The following is a 14764-nucleotide window of genomic DNA, read 5'->3' on the forward strand; positions in this document are numbered from 1 at the left end:
ACCCTTCCATTCGGGCACCGATTGTGACCAGGGTCGCTCGGAGAGTCAACTGTGCTACCCCTCGCTTCTGACCGACTGGTCGGTCTGGTAAGTCCCGATTTCCCTGCTCGGCAGGGCTATCCGGTCACGCCGGGGCGTGATCGGAAAATCTTGGGCTAACACGGCCGAAACGGGTTGTGACCGGGTGTCGTCAGCCCGGCTCCACCACCGAGTCCGGGCCCGGGAAAACCAGGCTCGTACGGCCGTCGGCAAACCGCACCACGTAGGGCGGTTCACCTTCCGCGCCGCGCACTTCGACGATTTCCGCGGTGTGGTCGGGGAGTCCGACATTGCGCCCATGGATGACCAGATGATCACCGACACTTGCATGCATACTTGGGATTATTCGCCCCTGGTGATGCTCGTCACAAGGTCGGAATGGCACGTTCCACCGCCATGCGCACCAGCCGGGCCGCCTCCTCGTCGGTGAAGATGTCGGGCAGTGTGAGTCTTTCGACGATCAGCCAGTTCAGGGCCAGGTAGAGCAGCGTCACCGAGTCGGCGTCGCCGGGCAGGCCGGAGTCCAGATGGTTGCGGACATTGAAATCGAGGTCCGCGCGCACCCGCTCGGCGAGGATCGCCTGCAGTTCCGGCCGACGGGTGGCCTCGAGCCGGAGTTCCAGCAGGGCGAGGTAGCCGGTGCGGAACCCGGTGATGCGGTTGACGGTCTCCGTCATCAGTTCCGCGATGGTCTCGCGGGTGCGCGGGCCGGTGAAGAGATGGTCCATCGTCTCCTTGCTGGGTTGTAGCCGCTCGTAGAAACGGTGCCCGGCCTGGATCAGGAGTTCGTCGCGATTGGCGAAGTAGTTCGAGGCGGTGCCCGCGGGCACCCGGGCCTCCTTGTCGACCGCGCGGAAGGTGAGTCCGCGCGCGCCGTCGCGGGCCAGGACCTCGATGGCCGCGTCGATCAGGGCATTGCGTCGTTCCGGATTCGTCCGAACCATTGACACCACTCCATGTGTAGTACTACGTTAGTAATCACTACGGACATAGTACTACGAACAAGGCGGTAAACAATGCGAAAGCTCGTCTACTACGTGGCGGTCTCCCTCGACGGCTACATCGCCGGTCCGCAGGGGGAATACGACTTCTATCCGACCGGCGACGACATGATGGCCTGGTTCAACGAGGCCATGCCGGAGACGGTCCCGACCCACCTTCGCGAACTGGTCGGCCTGCCGGTCGATACGCCGAACCGGCAGATCGACACGGTCCTCATGGGTCGCGGCAGTTACGAGCCCGGCCTGGCCGCCGGAACCGACAGTCCGTACAACCACCTGAAGCAGTACGTCTTCTCGACCACCCTTGCGCCGGTGGACAATCCGCAGGTGGAGATCGTCTCGGGCGATCCGGTCGAACTGGTCCGGCGCCTGAAAAAGGAAGAGGGCCTGGACATCTGGCTCTGCGGCGGCGCGAATCTGGCGGGACAGCTGATCGGCGAGATCGACCGTTTGATCCTCAAAAGCTATCCGGTCATCGCGGGTGCGGGCCTGCCCATGATCGTCGGCAACTTCAGCCCGTCTCGGTTCGAGGTCACCCAGCGCCGGGAATTCGGCAACGGCACGCAGGTCACCTGGCTCGATCGGGCCTGAGTTCCGTTCGTGCTCAATCGCTTTCGCGGATCCGGGCGGTGACGTCCATCGAGGTCTCGTGCAGCCGGTTGAAGATCTCGAGCAGTAGCTCCAACTGCTCGTCCGAATAATCGCGGGCGATCTTGGCGAATTCCGTTGCCAGGAACTCGTAGTGCGGTGCGATCTCGTCGATGCGGTCGTCCAGGGCGGTGATGATCACCCGGCGCCGATCCTTCGAATCGTGTTCGCGCCGCACGAATCCGCCCTTCAGCAGCCGGTCGATCATCCGGGTGATGGCCCCGGTGGTGAGGCCGGTGCGCTGGGCCAGTTCGCCCGCGGTGGCCGGGCCGCCGATGCGCAGCATATTGAGACAGCGCAGGTCGGTGACGTGCAGGCCGAGCTTGTCGGCCATGGCCCCGTGCAGCATCACGGCGTCGGTCGCGCTGCGCTGGGCGGCGAAGGTGAGGGCGGCGCCCAGTTCGTCGTGTTTCTCGCTCATCCCTTGACAGCTTAGTCTCACTCGGACAATATCTGAATGAGTCAACTACTTCTCAAATCAGTTGATGACTCGTTCAGATATCTTCGGGAGGGATGTCATGACTGTTCAGCAGATCACCGACGAAACCGCTGTTCGCGCGCTGTTCGACCGCTCGAATCAGGCATGGGCGGACGGGGATGCCGCCGCCTACGCCGAGGTCTTCACTACGGACGCCGACTACGTCACCTGGTTCGGCGCCCGGCTGCGGGGGCGCGAGGCGATCCGGGCCTCGCACGAACCCTTGTTCGTGAAGTACATGAAGGGCACCCGCCTCGACGGTGAGATCACCGGTCTGCGGTTCGTCACCCCGGATGTCGCGGTCGTGCACGGCCGTGGCGCCGTGGTGAAGGGCAAGCGCCGCCGGAACCGCTTCAACACCAAGGTGAACGTGTACGTCGCGGTGCGGCGGGACGGCGAGTGGGGCTTCGTCGCCTTCCACAACACCAAGTACAGCTGGCTGTTCAACACCCTTGTCGCCAAGCATGATCCGGGCGTGCGGATGTCGGCGCCGGAATAGCTGCCGGGTGACTGGAATCCGCGGACAGGAGGTGGGACGAAAAGTCGTGGACCTGGGCCGGTAGTCTTGTGGGTCGGTAGCAGCAGTTTGTCGATCTTGGAGGATTTCCGCCGTGGCTCTCGTCGTCCAGAAGTACGGAGGATCCTCGGTCGCCACCGCCGAGCGCATCCGGAGGGTCGCCGAGCGGATCGTCGAGACCAAGAAGCTCGGCCACGATGTGGTCGTCGTGTGTTCCGCCATGGGCGACACCACCGACGAACTGCTGGATCTGGCCCAGCAGGTCGCGCCGGCCGCTCCGGCCCGCGAGATGGACATGCTCCTCACCTCGGGTGAGCGCATCTCCAATGCATTGGTCGCCATGGCCATTCACTCGCTGGGCGCCGAGGCTCGTTCGTTCACCGGCTCGCAGGCCGGTGTCATCACCACCGGCACGCACGGCAATGCCAAGATCATCGACGTGGCCCCGGGCCGGGTGCAGCAGGCGCTCGGGCAGGGCACCATCGTGCTGGTCGCGGGCTTCCAGGGTGTGAGCCAGGACAGCAAGGACGTGACCACGCTGGGCCGCGGTGGCTCCGACACCACCGCCGTCGCGCTGGCCGCCGCGCTCAATGCCGATGTCTGCGAGATCTACACCGATGTGGACGGCGTCTTCTCCGCCGACCCGCGCATCGTCTCCGACGCCCAGAAGCTGGACACCGTCTCTTACGAGGAAATGCTGGAGATGGCCGCCTGCGGCTCGAAAGTTCTCATGCTGCGTTGCGTCGAGTACGCGCGCCGCTACAACGTGCCCGTTCACGTGCGGTCCTCGTACACCGACAAAACGGGCACCATGATTACCGGATCGATGGAGGACATCCCCTTGGAGCAAGCAATCCTCACGGGCGTCGCGCACGACCGCAGCGAGGCCAAGGTGACCGTGGTCGGCATTCCGGACGAGCCCGGCTACGCCGCCAAGGTGTTCCGCGCGGTCGCCGATGCCGAGATCAATATCGACATGGTGCTGCAGAACATCTCCAAGGTGGAGACGGGTAAGACCGACATCACCTTCACCCTGCCCAAGCTGGAGGGCCCGCGCGCCGTCGAGCTGCTCACCAGGCGGCAGGGTGACATCGGCTTCTCCCAGGTCGTGTACGACGACCACATCGGCAAGGTGTCGCTGGTCGGCGCGGGCATGAAGTCGCACCCGGGCGTGACCGCCACCTTCTGCGAGTCGCTGGCCGACGCGGGCATCAACATCGACCTCATCTCCACCTCGGAGATCCGGATCTCGGTGCTGGTCAAGGACACCGACCTGGACGAGGCCGTGAAGGTGCTGCACTCGTCGTTCGATCTGGGCGGCGACGAGGTCGCGGTCGTGCACGGCGGAACGGGACGGTAGCGGCATGGGTGTGCGTGTAGGCGTCGTCGGCGCGACCGGTCAGGTCGGCGCGGTCATGCGAAAGCTGCTGGAGGAGCGCAACTTCCCGGCCGACGAGGTGCGGTTCTTCGCGTCCGCGCGCTCGGCGGGCAAGACGCTGCCGTTCCGCGGCCGCGACATCGTGGTCGAGGACACCGAGACCGCCGACCCGAGCGGACTGGACATCGCGCTGTTCTCGGCCGGCGCCACCATGTCCCGGGTGCAGGCGCCGCGTTTCGCGGCCGCCGGTGTCACCGTCATCGACAACTCCTCGGCCTGGCGCAAGGACCCCGAGGTGCCGCTGGTCGTCTCCGAGGTGAACCCGGAGGCCACCCGCAACCTGGTCAAGGGCATCATCGCCAACCCGAACTGCACCACCATGGCCGCCATGCCGGTGCTCAAGGTGCTGCACGACGAGGCCGGGCTGCAGCGGCTGATCGTGTCCAGCTACCAGGCGGTGTCGGGCTCCGGCCTGGCCGGTGTCGAGGAGCTGGCCTCGCAGGTGCGCGCCGTCATCGGCGATGCCGAGAAGCTGGTGCACGACGGTTCGGCCGTGGCGTTCCCGGCGCCGAACAAGTACGTGGCCCCGATCGCCTTCGACGTGATCCCGCTGGCGGGTTCGCTGGTGGACGACGGCAGCGGCGAGACCGACGAGGATCAGAAGCTGCGCAACGAGTCCCGCAAGATCCTGGGTCTGCCGGATCTGCTGGTGAGCGGCACCTGTGTGCGCGTCCCGGTCTTCACCGGCCACTCGCTGTCGATCAATGCCGAATTCGCGCAGCCGCTTTCGGTGGAGCGCGCCGAGGAGCTGCTGGCGAAGGCGCCGGGTGTGAAGCTCACCGACGTACCGACCCCGCTGGCCGCCGCCGGTATCGACGAGTCGCTGGTGGGCCGCATCCGCCAGGATCCGGGTGTGCCGGACGGCCGCGGCCTGGCGCTGTTCATCTCCGGTGACAACCTGCGTAAGGGCGCCGCGCTCAACACGATTCAGATCGCGGAAGTTCTTTTGAACAACTGATCAGATCTATCCGTTACGGACCGTGCACAAGAAAGTGCACGGTCCGTTTTCGGATATTGTCCAGGCGTCAATGCGATAGGCTCCCTGGAGTCGGTCAATCCGCCCAAAGTTCGGCACAGGGGAGCGGCGGTAGTCGATCGGTCCGGAGCCCGTCGATCGTGACTTCTATGCGATGCGGGCGCAAATGCGCAGCGAGGCGTTCGGCAATTGCGCGTTCCGCGCGGTAATCCAAGATCATTCCTCCGGGAAACCGCAGGCGCACATGGACTTCGTCGGTTTTCGGTGCGGCGGTCATCTCGATGTTGCCCGATGCGAGGCTGGTTGACCTTTCATCGAGCGCGAGTTCCGGATACCCTCGCGTTCGAGGCGCGCGGTGATGCTTTGCACCGTCGCCCCGTCGGCAGTGGAGGAATACTTGGTGGCCGCAAGGGCGCACGCCGCGAACCACATTGCCGCGCCGCCGATTCCGGCTCCGAGTAGGAAGAAGAGAAGTTCGCCGGGCATGACCACCTCTTGTCGTCCGTTTGGTTCGACGGGTCCTCTTCAAACGTTAAACACAGAAAAATTGCGGTGCAATAAGAAAAATCCATGTTCCATACTGTGCGCCGTAAGCTCGGTCGGTCTGGAATCCTTGTCGGCAGATCCCCCTCTGGATGGAAAGGGCGGAAGGAGAAGGGCATGGTAGACATCGGCGAAACAAGCGGGCGGTGACGGCCGGGAAAGCCGATCAGGCAGAAGGAGTTTGACCCGGTGGCCGAAAGTACCCTTGGGGCACGGGTAGCGGAGTTGCGCCGGCGGCGGGGACTATCGCAGAAAGAGTTGGGAGCGGCGATTCGGCGCTCGGAAAGCTGGGTGTCGCAGGTCGAGCGAGACGTGCTGCCTGTTGAGCGACTGTCCGTTCTGCAAAGACTGGCGGATGTGCTCGGAGTGGCGGTACGCGATCTGCGTCCCGAAGCGGCCGAACCGATTGCCGCCGACCGCGGTGACGGGCATCGGCCCGGCTCGGCGGTGTTCGAGCAGCTGCGGCTGCTGCTCACCGGGCATCCCGCGCTGGAACAGCTCTTCGGAGACGAGGCCGATCGCAGTCTCGAGCTGAGCACTGCGGCCGCGAAACTGCCGGAGCTGCAACAGCGAGTGGACCTGGCCTGGCAGCTGGCGCACGAATCCCGGCTGGTCGAGGTGGGCAGCAGTCTGCTGGAACTGATTCCGGATCTCGAGCACGCCGCGCGGGCGGATGCCACGCGGCGGCCGGAGGTGCTGACCCTGCTCTCGCGCGCCTATCAGGTGGCCGCGACCGCGTTCACCCGCCAGGAAGAGGTCGACGCGGCGTGGGTCGCGGCCGATCGCGCACTGTCCGCGGCCGAGGAATCCGGTGACGCGCTGAGCGTGGTGGCCGGAACCTACCGCATGGCACAGGCTTTCCTGCGTCTGCAACGCCTGGAACAGGCCGAGCAGGCGGCGCGAGTGTCGGTGGCCGCGCTGGCCGCGCAGGTGGCGGCCGAGCAGCCACGGCCGGAAGTGCTGTCGCTGTACGGATCTCTGCAGCTGATGCTGGCGGTGATCGCGGCGACGGACGGGAATCGCACGGCCGCCCGCACCGGGCTGGCAGCGGCGCGCGCCGCCGCCGACCGGTTGGGCGAGGGCCGCAACGATTTCGACACCGAGTTCGGTCCGACCGGGGTCGCCGTGCACGCGGTGGCCGTGGCGGTCGAACTGGGCGACGCCGGCGAGGCGCTCGATACCGCGCGCACCGTCGACGCCTCGATCCTGTCTCCGGAGCGGCAGGCGCGCTTCCTGGTCGATGTGGCCCGCGCGCACGCGCAGCGGCGGCAGGCGAGCGAGGCATTGGAAGCGTTGCTCAATGCCGAGCGACTAACCCCCGAGCTGGTGCACACCGATCATCGCGCCCGCGAAGTGGTGCGGGATCTGCTGCAGTTCGCCGGTCGGCGACCGGCCGACGAACTACGGGAGCTGGCGAGCCGCGCCGCGGTCACCCCCTGAGCGAACCAGGGGTGGCGGCCGGTCAGCGAATCCCGTTGTGCGCGAGCCGGGTCCGACGCATGCCGCTCAGGCGATCCCGGAAAGTTGAAGCCGACGCCCAACAAGCGCCTCTCGGCGAGTGGTCGCTCGTAGCGACGAAGGGTGCGGCCCGGGGCTGTTCCGACGCCGGCAAGGGGGATCAACCCGGGGTCCGCCGGATCTATTCCGGGGCGGGGAGTGTGATCTGGGCAACGGTCCCGCGATGGTGTCCGGTGTCACCCCGAGCGTTCAGCCTGGCTGGCCTAGCAGGATGAGCTCCGGGCCCAGGCCGCGCCTGCGCGGCCGGACTGTATATACCTTTGTTTACTCACCGCTCTGCGGACTTTTCTTGACTAGTTCCAGAAAACTCGGCACGCTCGGAAACATGACCAAGGCGACCACCACCAATACCGGCGCCCCGGTGCCCAGCGACAACGAATCGCTCACCGCGGGCACACAGGGCCCGATCCTGCTGCACGATCACTACCTGATCGAGAAGCTTGCCCACTTCAACCGGGAGCGGGTGCCCGAGCGCGTGGTGCACGCCAAGGGTTCGGGCGCGTTCGGCGAACTGGTGGTTACCGGTGATGTCAGCCGCTACACCAAGGCCGCGCTGTTCCAGCCGGGCACCCGCACCGAGTCGCTGGTGCGTTTCTCCACCGTCGCCGGTGAGCAGGGCAGCCCCGACACCTGGCGCGACCCGCGCGGTTTCGCGGTGAAGTTCTACACCACCGAGGGCAACTACGACATCGTCGGCAACAACACCCCGGTGTTCTTCATCAAGGACCCGATCAAGTTCCCCGACTTCATCCACTCGCAGAAGCGCCTGCCCGGCTCCGGCCTGCGTGACGCGAACATGCAGTGGGACTTCTGGACCCTGCGCCCGGAGACCGCCCACCAGGTCACCTGGCTCATGGGCGACCGCGGCATTCCGGCCACCCTGCGCCACATGGACGGCTTCGGCTCGCACACCTACCAGTGGATCAACGAGGCCGGCGAGCGCTTCTGGGTGAAGTACCACTTCAAGACCGACCAGGGCATCAAGAACCTGACCCAGGCCGAGGCCGACGAGCTCGCCGGTAAGGACGCCGACTTCCACCGTCGCGACCTGTACCAGGCCATCGAGCGCGGCGACTTCCCGAGCTGGACCCTGAAGGTCCAGATCATGCCGGTCGCCGAGGCGGACAACTACCGCTTCAACCCGTTCGACCTGACCAAGGTCTGGTCGCAGCAGGACTACCCGCTCATCGAGGTCGGCCGCTGGACCCTGAACCGCAACCCCGCGAACTTCTTCGTGGACATCGAGCAGGCCGCCTTCGCGCCCTCGAATGTGGTTCCCGGCATTGCCTTCTCGCCCGACAAGATGTTGCTGGGCCGCGTCTTCGCCTACGCCGACGCGCACCGCTACCGCATCGGGGCGAACCACGAGCAGCTGCCGCCGAACCGGGCCAAGGCCGCACCGGTGAACTCCTACTCGCAGGACGGCGCCATGCGCTTCGCGCACAATGCCGCGAGCGTTCCGGTGTACGCGCCCAACTCCTTCGGCGGCCCGCACGCCGATCCGGCGCGCGCCATCGACGACGGCGCCTGGGCATTCGACCCGGCCATGGTCCGGGCCGGCTACCTCCAGCACCGCGAGGACAACGACTTCGCGCAGGCCGGCACCCTGGTCCGCGAGGTCATGAACGACGCCGAGCGGGATCGCCTGGTGGGCAATGTCGTCGGCCACATTCTGGGCGGCGTGCGCGAGCCGATCCTGAGCCGGGTCTTCGACTACTGGAAGAGTGTCGACGCCGAGCTCGGCAAGCGCATCGAGATCGGCGTCCGCGAGCAGCTCTGACCCGGCTCCCGGCGTAGCGGATAGCCGCGTTGTCCATAACGCGGCTATCTATGATGGTGGCTCGGTGGGCAAGCCCCGCGCGGCGACGAGGAGGTCCGATGCGAATCGGGGAGCTGAGCAAGGCCAGTGGCGTGTCCACCCCGACGATCAAGTACTACCTGCGGGAAGGCCTGCTGCCCAAAGGCGAAGCGACCGGCCACAATCAGGCGCGGTACGACGACGCGCACCTGCGCCGCCTGCGGCTGATCCGGGCGCTCATCGAGGTCGGCGGGCTCTCCATCGCCTCGGCGCGCGAGGTGATCGCGGCCCTGGACGATCCGGATCTCGGCACCCACAAGATCCTCGGCGTCGCCCAGCACACCGCCGCCCGCAGCATCGCCTTCTGCGACGAGGAATCTCGGACTGCCGCCCGCGCCGAGGTGGAGGCCATGCTCGATCGCCTGGGCTGGCGCGTCGGCCGCGACAATCCGGCGGTGTCGGCCGCCGCCGAGGTGGTCGGCGCACTGCGCCAGCTCGGCCACGGCGATATCGCGGACCGCCTCGACGACTACGCCCACGCCCTGGAGACGATCGCCGAACTGGATATGGCCGTGCTGACCTCGCGCGGCGATATCGACAGCATGGCCGAGACGGTCGTGGTCGGAAACGTGCTCGGTGACGAGCTCATCGCCGCGCTGCGGCATCTGGCGCAGACCGATCGCTCGGCCGAATTCTTCAGCGGCCGGCCAGCATCGAGTCGGTGAGCCGTTCGGCGAGCGCGTCGTCCAGGGGCGCGTGGCCGAGGATGAAGCGGTACCAGAACACCCCGTAGAACTGGTCGACGAGCAGATCGAGATCGGCGTCGGCGGGCAGTTCGCCGCGCTGCCGCCCGCGCTCGAGCACGGCCCGCACCGCTGCCCGGCGCTGCGCGGTGAAGGTCCGCAACAGCTCCGCGAGATGCGGGTCGTGCGCTGCCTCGCGCACCAGCGTGCGCAACGCGGGTGCGGTCGAACTGCTCTGTGCGCCACGGAAAGTCGCTTCCATGAGGGTGCGCAGGTCGGTGCGCAGCGAGCCGCTGTCCGGCGGCGGCACCTCGAGCGCCGACCGTTCGGTGAGCGCGTCCAGCAAGACCGCGCCCTTGGACGGCCACCACCGGTACACGGTCTGCTTCCCGACGCCGGCCGCCCGCGCGATGGCGTCGATGGTGACCGGTGCGCCGTCGGACTCGCCGAGCAGCCGCAGCGAGGCATCGAGGATGGCCTGCCGGGTGGCCTCGTTGCGCCGTCGCCCGGTGTGCGGTCGCGCCGGATTGGGCTGTGCCGCCGTGCTTTCCATGATCGCCCTCCTGTGACGCACCTCACCGATTTGTCGAGACTAAAAGTCTCGCCAACAGTGTTGTCGAGACTGTCAGTTCCGTAAGAATAGACGGACAGCGACAGAGAGGGTTTCCGACAATGACCACAACACCGCGCGTCGTCGTCATGGGTGGCAGCTCCGGCATCGGCGAGGCCACCGCCACCGCCTTCGCGGCCGACGGCGCCGAGGTCGTCATCACCGGCCGCGGCCGGGACAAGCTCGACGCGGCCGTCGCGCGTATCGGCGGCAAGACCACCGGCTACGCCCTGGACGCCACCGGCCAGGCCGATATCGACGCCTTCTTCGCCCAGGCCGGGACCATCGACCACCTGGTCATCTCGGTGAGCGGCTCGGCCGGCAGCGGTCCCTTCGCCGACCTCGATCTGGACCAGCTGGCCGCCGGCTTCGACGGCAAGTTCTGGCCGCAGGTGCGCATCCTGAAAGCCGCGCTCCCGCACCTGGATTCGCAGGGCTCGGTCACCCTGGTGACCGCGGGCTCGTCCCGCTCGGCCTTCCCCGGCACCGCGGGCCTGGCAGCCATCAACGGAGCGCTCGACGCCATGGTGCCGCCGCTCGCCGTCGAACTCGCCCCGCTGCGCATCAATGCCGTCTCCCCGGGCGTCATCGACACCCCGTGGTGGGACCGGGTTCCCGAGGCGCAGCGCACCGCCCTGTTCGACGGCCTGGTGGCGACCACCCCGGTCGGCCGCGTCGGCCGCCCCGAGGACATCGCCCGCGCCATCCACATGCTGGCCACCAACGGATTCATCACCGGCGTCGTGCTCGACGCCAATGGCGGCACCAGTCTCGCGACGGGTCGCTGACCAGCCAGTAGTTTGGTCGGCATGCTCGAAAGCTCTGCCGCCGCACCGGAAACCACCACACCGCGCCGGGCCACCTGGTTCGAATGCTTCGGGGATCTGGTGTTCGCGGCGGCGGTCGGCCAGATCACGCATCGGGTGGGCGCGCACCCCGATGCCGGATCGGTGGCCGCGGCGGCCGGACTGTTCGTGCCGCTGTAGTGGGCGTGGGTCCTGTACGCGGTGCACGCCAATCGGGCCGATCGGGATACCGCGGCCCACCGGCTGCTCACCAGTTTCGGGCTGACCGGCATCGTGGGCATGGCGGTGTTCGCGGGCGCGGTCGGCCAGAGCCGGGGCGTGGACGCGGGATTCGTCCTCGCGTACCTGGTGGCCCGGGCCGGTGTCGCCCTGCTGTACGCCTGGGATTCCCGGCGGAATCCGGCACTGCAGGCCGTATTCCGTTCGTTCACACTGGGTTCGGCGGTGAGCGCGGTGGGCTGGCTCGGCGGCCTCGCCTGCGACGCCGGCCCGCTGCGCTACGGCGCCTGGACGCTGGCCATGCTCATGGAGCTGGCCCTGCCGCTGGTGGTGACCCGGCGGCTGGCCGGTGTCGAGCAGGAGACCGACCATCTGCGAGAACGCTTCGGGCTCTTCACCATTGTGATCCTGGGCGAATCCGTGCTGGGCTTCACCAATGGCCTCGCGGCGGTACACACCGCCGGCTGGGCTGCGGTGACCGCGGCCGCCGCCTTCGCGCTCACCGTGGGCCTGTGGTGGTCCTATTTCAATGGCAGCGGGATGCGCCCGGGGTCGCACACCGAGCTGGCGCGCACCGGAAAACTGCTGCACCTCTACACCTTCGGGCACCTGCCGCTGCTGCTCGGTCTGGCCTTGGCCGGTGCGTCGATGGGCATCGCGGTGACCGGCGGCAGCGCGCATTCGAATGCCACCGCCGCGGACTGCGTCGTCGGCGGCGTGATCGTGTACCTGGTCTCGGTAGCGCTGACCCGGGCCGCCTTCACCGGAATTCGCGAGAGCGTCGTGGTGATCCGGTTGCTCACCGCCGTGCCGGTGGCGGGGCTGCTGCCGATCGCGACCCACATTCCGGTGGCGGGATTGCTCAGCGTGCTGGCCGGATTGGTGATCGGCTCGGTGGTGGTGGAGACTCCGGCCCAGCGCCGTCGGCTGGCGACGTTGGGCTGAATCACGGTCCGCCGCTGCTCATTTGGCGCGGTCGCGCCGAAACTCCAGTCCGTCCAGGATGAGTCCGAGCTCGGAGTCGAAGAAGTCGTTCCTGGACTGCGTGGGGTCGAGTTCCCGGTAGACGCCGTACCGTTTGGCGACGTGGGGGTAACCGCGTACCGCCTGTTCGGACACGGCCATCATCTTGGCGAACCACTCCTGTTCACTGAGCCCGCTGCGGGAGACGCTGGTGAGCATGGCGGTTTCGGTGCCGGCGGAGCCGAGGACGAAGGCCCAGAAGGCATTCGAGGCCCGGTCCGCCTCCCGGTCGTCGAAGCCCGCCGCTTCGAGGGTCGCGAGCATGGCGTTCGACAGGCGCATGAGATTGGGGCCGAGGTAGGCGAGTCCGGCTCCGGTGATGGCGGTGCTCATCCAGGGGTGGCGCAGGACGGTGTCGCGCACATCGCGACCCAGCGCGAGTAGATCGGCGCGCCAGTTCTCCGGTGCGATGGTGGCGGGCTCGTGGACCTCGCCGAACGCCTCGTCGATCACCAGTTCCAGGATCTCGTCCTTGTTCGTGACATGCGTGTAGAGCGAGGTGGCTCCGGCATTGAGGCGGGTGCCGAGCTTGCGCATGCTGAGCGCGTCGTAGCCCTCGGTATCGAGCAGCGCGAGGGCTTCGGACACGATCTGTTCCCGGCTCAGTGCGGGCTGATCTCGCCGCTGTCGCTGCGGGCGGGTCCACACCGACGAGAACTCCTGTGTCTTGGCCGCCATGGCTCTTCCTCCTTCGTCTGTGGAACAGCATAACCCCAGCTAGAACGCCGTTCGTTCGGCCGTACACCGTTCCTTCTTGCGAACAGTGTACGGAGACCGTACAGTGTTCGACAACGCCGCACAGTGTGCGGAAAAGCTTCTCGAAGGGGAACCGAAATGACTGCCGACAAAATGACCGAGGCGCTGACATCGCCTGCGGCCCAGCGCAACCCGAAGCGCTGGCTGATTCTCGTCGTGCTCTGCCTGGCCTCGCTGGTGCTCGTGATCGACAATATGGTCCTCACCGTCGCCCTGCCGGAGATCGCGATCGACCTGCACGCCGGCCCGCAGGCGCTGCAGTGGGTGATCGACTGCTACATCCTGGTCTTCGCGGGCCTGCTACTCACCACCGGCAGTCTCTCCGACCGCTTCGGCCGCCGGCTGGTGATGGTGCTCGGCCTGGTCCTCTTCGGCGCGGCCTCCCTGCTCGCCGCCTACGCCACCAGCGCGGGCATGCTGATCTCCGGCCGCGTGATCATGGGCATCGGTGGCGCGCTCATCATGCCGAGCACGCTGTCCATCCTGATCACCGTGTTCGACGAGGACGAGCGGCCCAAGGCGATCGCCGCGTGGACCGGCGTGTCCGTGCTGGGCATGGTCGGCGGCCCGGTGCTGGGCGGCGTGCTGCTCAACCACTTCTGGTGGGGTTCGGTGTTCCTGCTGAATGTGCCGATCGCGGCCGTGGCCATCTTCGCGGCCTTCGCCCTGATGCCGGAGTCCAAGGGCCCGGCCCGCCCGACCGATCTGCCGGGCATGGCGCTGTCGATCGTGGGCACCGTGTCGCTGGTGTGGAGCATCATCGAGTTCCCGACCAAGGGCATTGCGGGCACCTGGATTTCGATGCTCGCCGCGGCGGTCTTCCTGGTGGCCTTCGCGATTCGTGAGCTGAAGGCCGAACACCCGATGGTTCCGCTGCACCTGTTCCGCAACCGCGTCTTCACCGGTTCCAGCTTCTCGCTGGTGTTGGTCACCTTCGCCAATGCCGGTCTGAGCCTGCTGCTCACCCAGTACCTGCAATTCGTGCTCGGCTACTCGCCGATCAAGACCGCACTGGCCTTCACCCCGCTGGCGGTGGCCGCTCTACTCTTCAACGGCCTGGGTGCCGCGCTGGTACAGAAGCTGGGGGTGCGCCCGGTGACCCTGATCGGCATGGTGGTGCTGGCCGCCGGTTCCGGTGCGCTGGCGTCGCTGACCGCCGACTCCGGCTTCTGGGCCGCGGCCCTGGCCATGGCGGTGCTGGGTGCGGGTGCGGGTCTGGCGATGCCCGCCGCCATCGGCGCTCTGATGGGTGCCATCCCGCCGGAGCAGGCCGGTGTCGGTTCCGCGCTGAACGACACCATCCAGCAGACCGGTGGTGCGCTGGGTGTGGCAGTGCTCGGCGCGGTGCTGGCCGGAACCTACACCGACGGAATGCCTTCCGACGCCCCGGCGGCAGCTCGCGACAGCATCGCGGGTGCCTTCACCTCCGGCGACGGCGCCCTGGTGACCGCGGCCCGCGAGGCCTTCACCCACGCCATGTCGACCACCTTCCTCGCGAGTGGGGCGGCTGTCCTGGTCGCCACGGTGATCGCCTTCTTTCTGATGAAGGGCGCGAAGGCGGCCGAGGGAGAGGGTCTGCCCGCCGAGCCCGAGCTGGCCGAGGCCAAGTAGCCGATACGACAGCGAAATCCGCCACGGCGCCATGCCGGGG

Annotated in this window: 16 protein-coding genes; 11 read left to right on the forward strand and 5 right to left on the reverse strand. The window is 67.3% G+C overall.

Features of this window, described 5'->3' with window-relative positions; all coding sequences use genetic code 11:
• Positions 1–190 precede the first annotated feature (190 nt).
• Positions 191–373 carry a DUF1918 domain-containing protein gene (locus ACFXHE_RS29245; RefSeq protein WP_354838910.1) on the reverse strand — a complete coding sequence of 61 codons (183 nt, stop codon included), beginning with the start codon at positions 371–373 and terminating at the stop codon, positions 191–193.
• 31 nt (positions 374–404) lie between these two features.
• A complete protein-coding gene (locus ACFXHE_RS29250) occupies positions 405–983 on the reverse strand; it encodes a TetR/AcrR family transcriptional regulator (protein WP_379387646.1) in 579 nt (192 codons plus the stop codon).
• 72 nt (positions 984–1055) lie between these two features.
• On the opposite strand from ACFXHE_RS29250, the gene ACFXHE_RS29255 reads away from it, so the two are divergent.
• Positions 1056–1631 (forward strand): dihydrofolate reductase family protein, encoded by a 576-nt coding sequence (locus ACFXHE_RS29255; RefSeq protein WP_379387647.1) that lies wholly within the window; start codon positions 1056–1058, stop codon positions 1629–1631.
• 13 nt (positions 1632–1644) lie between these two features.
• On the opposite strand, the gene ACFXHE_RS29260 is transcribed toward ACFXHE_RS29255, so the two are convergent.
• Positions 1645–2109 carry a MarR family transcriptional regulator gene (locus ACFXHE_RS29260; RefSeq protein WP_354838919.1) on the reverse strand — a complete coding sequence of 155 codons (465 nt, stop codon included), beginning with the start codon at positions 2107–2109 and terminating at the stop codon, positions 1645–1647.
• Between the two features lie 97 nt (positions 2110–2206).
• Between ACFXHE_RS29260 and ACFXHE_RS29265 the strand changes: the two genes are divergently transcribed.
• The 6 genes from ACFXHE_RS29265 to ACFXHE_RS29290 all read left to right on the forward strand — a co-directional run bounded on the left by ACFXHE_RS29265 (position 2207) and on the right by ACFXHE_RS29290 (position 9681).
• Positions 2207–2665: an SgcJ/EcaC family oxidoreductase gene (locus ACFXHE_RS29265; RefSeq protein WP_379387648.1), complete on the forward strand. Its 459-nt coding sequence runs from the start codon at positions 2207–2209 to the stop codon at positions 2663–2665.
• A gap of 112 nt (positions 2666–2777) precedes the next feature.
• Complete coding sequence (locus ACFXHE_RS29270; RefSeq protein ID WP_354838925.1) at positions 2778–4043, forward strand: aspartate kinase; 1266 nt, start codon at positions 2778–2780, stop codon at positions 4041–4043.
• 4 nt (positions 4044–4047) lie between these two features.
• Complete coding sequence (locus ACFXHE_RS29275; protein ID WP_364621396.1) at positions 4048–5079, forward strand: aspartate-semialdehyde dehydrogenase; 1032 nt, start codon at positions 4048–4050, stop codon at positions 5077–5079.
• A gap of 750 nt (positions 5080–5829) precedes the next feature.
• Entirely contained in the window at positions 5830–7080 is a 1251-nt protein-coding gene (locus ACFXHE_RS29280; protein ID WP_379387649.1) for a helix-turn-helix domain-containing protein, read from the forward strand.
• 403 nt (positions 7081–7483) lie between these two features.
• Positions 7484–8938 (forward strand): catalase, encoded by a 1455-nt coding sequence (locus tag ACFXHE_RS29285; protein WP_379387650.1) that lies wholly within the window; start codon positions 7484–7486, stop codon positions 8936–8938.
• Positions 8939–9036: 98 nt separating this feature from the next.
• A complete protein-coding gene (locus tag ACFXHE_RS29290; protein WP_379387651.1) occupies positions 9037–9681 on the forward strand; it encodes a MerR family transcriptional regulator in 645 nt (214 codons plus the stop codon).
• On the opposite strand, the gene ACFXHE_RS29295 is transcribed toward ACFXHE_RS29290, so the two are convergent.
• Positions 9653–10252: a TetR/AcrR family transcriptional regulator gene (locus tag ACFXHE_RS29295; RefSeq protein WP_379387652.1), complete on the reverse strand. Its 600-nt coding sequence runs from the start codon at positions 10250–10252 to the stop codon at positions 9653–9655. The genes ACFXHE_RS29290 and ACFXHE_RS29295 overlap by 29 nt on opposite strands.
• 119 nt (positions 10253–10371) lie before the next feature.
• On the opposite strand from ACFXHE_RS29295, the gene ACFXHE_RS29300 reads away from it, so the two are divergent.
• From ACFXHE_RS29300 to ACFXHE_RS29310, 3 genes are read left to right on the forward strand one after another with little or no spacing between them, the layout of a single operon-like run.
• On the forward strand, positions 10372–11097 hold the full coding sequence (locus ACFXHE_RS29300) for an SDR family oxidoreductase (RefSeq protein WP_379387653.1): 726 nt from the start codon (positions 10372–10374) through the stop codon (positions 11095–11097).
• A gap of 21 nt (positions 11098–11118) precedes the next feature.
• Entirely contained in the window at positions 11119–11295 is a 177-nt protein-coding gene (locus ACFXHE_RS29305; RefSeq protein WP_379387654.1) for a low temperature requirement protein A, read from the forward strand.
• Positions 11296–11307: 12 nt separating this feature from the next.
• Positions 11308–12279, forward strand: a complete 972-nt coding sequence (locus ACFXHE_RS29310; RefSeq protein ID WP_379387699.1) for a low temperature requirement protein A — start codon at positions 11308–11310, stop codon at positions 12277–12279.
• Between the two features lie 18 nt (positions 12280–12297).
• Here ACFXHE_RS29310 and ACFXHE_RS29315 read toward each other — a convergent pair whose 3' ends face one another.
• Entirely contained in the window at positions 12298–13035 is a 738-nt protein-coding gene (locus ACFXHE_RS29315; protein ID WP_379387655.1) for a TetR/AcrR family transcriptional regulator, read from the reverse strand.
• 156 nt (positions 13036–13191) lie between these two features.
• Here ACFXHE_RS29315 and ACFXHE_RS29320 point away from each other — a divergent pair, with 156 nt between their 5' ends.
• Positions 13192–14724, forward strand: a complete 1533-nt coding sequence (locus ACFXHE_RS29320; protein ID WP_379387656.1) for an MFS transporter — start codon at positions 13192–13194, stop codon at positions 14722–14724.
• Positions 14725–14764 lie beyond the last annotated feature (40 nt).

Source organism: Nocardia sp. NPDC059229, assembly GCF_042754165.1.
Classification (GTDB): domain Bacteria; phylum Actinomycetota; class Actinomycetes; order Mycobacteriales; family Mycobacteriaceae; genus Nocardia.

Coding starts and splice junctions, on each gene's coding strand:
- ACFXHE_RS29255 (WP_379387647.1), top strand. CDS start 1,056: ATGCGAAAGCTCGTCTACTACGTGGCGGTCTCCCTCGACGGCTACATC.
- ACFXHE_RS29265 (WP_379387648.1), top strand. CDS start 2,207: ATGACTGTTCAGCAGATCACCGACGAAACCGCTGTTCGCGCGCTGTTC.
- ACFXHE_RS29315 (WP_379387655.1), bottom strand. CDS start 13,035: ATGGCGGCCAAGACACAGGAGTTCTCGTCGGTGTGGACCCGCCCGCAG.
- ACFXHE_RS29300 (WP_379387653.1), top strand. CDS start 10,372: ATGACCACAACACCGCGCGTCGTCGTCATGGGTGGCAGCTCCGGCATC.
- ACFXHE_RS29245 (WP_354838910.1), bottom strand. CDS start 373: ATGCATGCAAGTGTCGGTGATCATCTGGTCATCCATGGGCGCAATGTC.
- ACFXHE_RS29250 (WP_379387646.1), bottom strand. CDS start 983: ATGGTTCGGACGAATCCGGAACGACGCAATGCCCTGATCGACGCGGCC.
- ACFXHE_RS29320 (WP_379387656.1), top strand. CDS start 13,192: ATGACTGCCGACAAAATGACCGAGGCGCTGACATCGCCTGCGGCCCAG.
- ACFXHE_RS29285 (WP_379387650.1), top strand. CDS start 7,484: ATGACCAAGGCGACCACCACCAATACCGGCGCCCCGGTGCCCAGCGAC.
- ACFXHE_RS29290 (WP_379387651.1), top strand. CDS start 9,037: ATGCGAATCGGGGAGCTGAGCAAGGCCAGTGGCGTGTCCACCCCGACG.
- ACFXHE_RS29260 (WP_354838919.1), bottom strand. CDS start 2,109: ATGAGCGAGAAACACGACGAACTGGGCGCCGCCCTCACCTTCGCCGCC.
- ACFXHE_RS29295 (WP_379387652.1), bottom strand. CDS start 10,252: ATGGAAAGCACGGCGGCACAGCCCAATCCGGCGCGACCGCACACCGGG.
- ACFXHE_RS29305 (WP_379387654.1), top strand. CDS start 11,119: ATGCTCGAAAGCTCTGCCGCCGCACCGGAAACCACCACACCGCGCCGG.
- ACFXHE_RS29275 (WP_364621396.1), top strand. CDS start 4,048: ATGGGTGTGCGTGTAGGCGTCGTCGGCGCGACCGGTCAGGTCGGCGCG.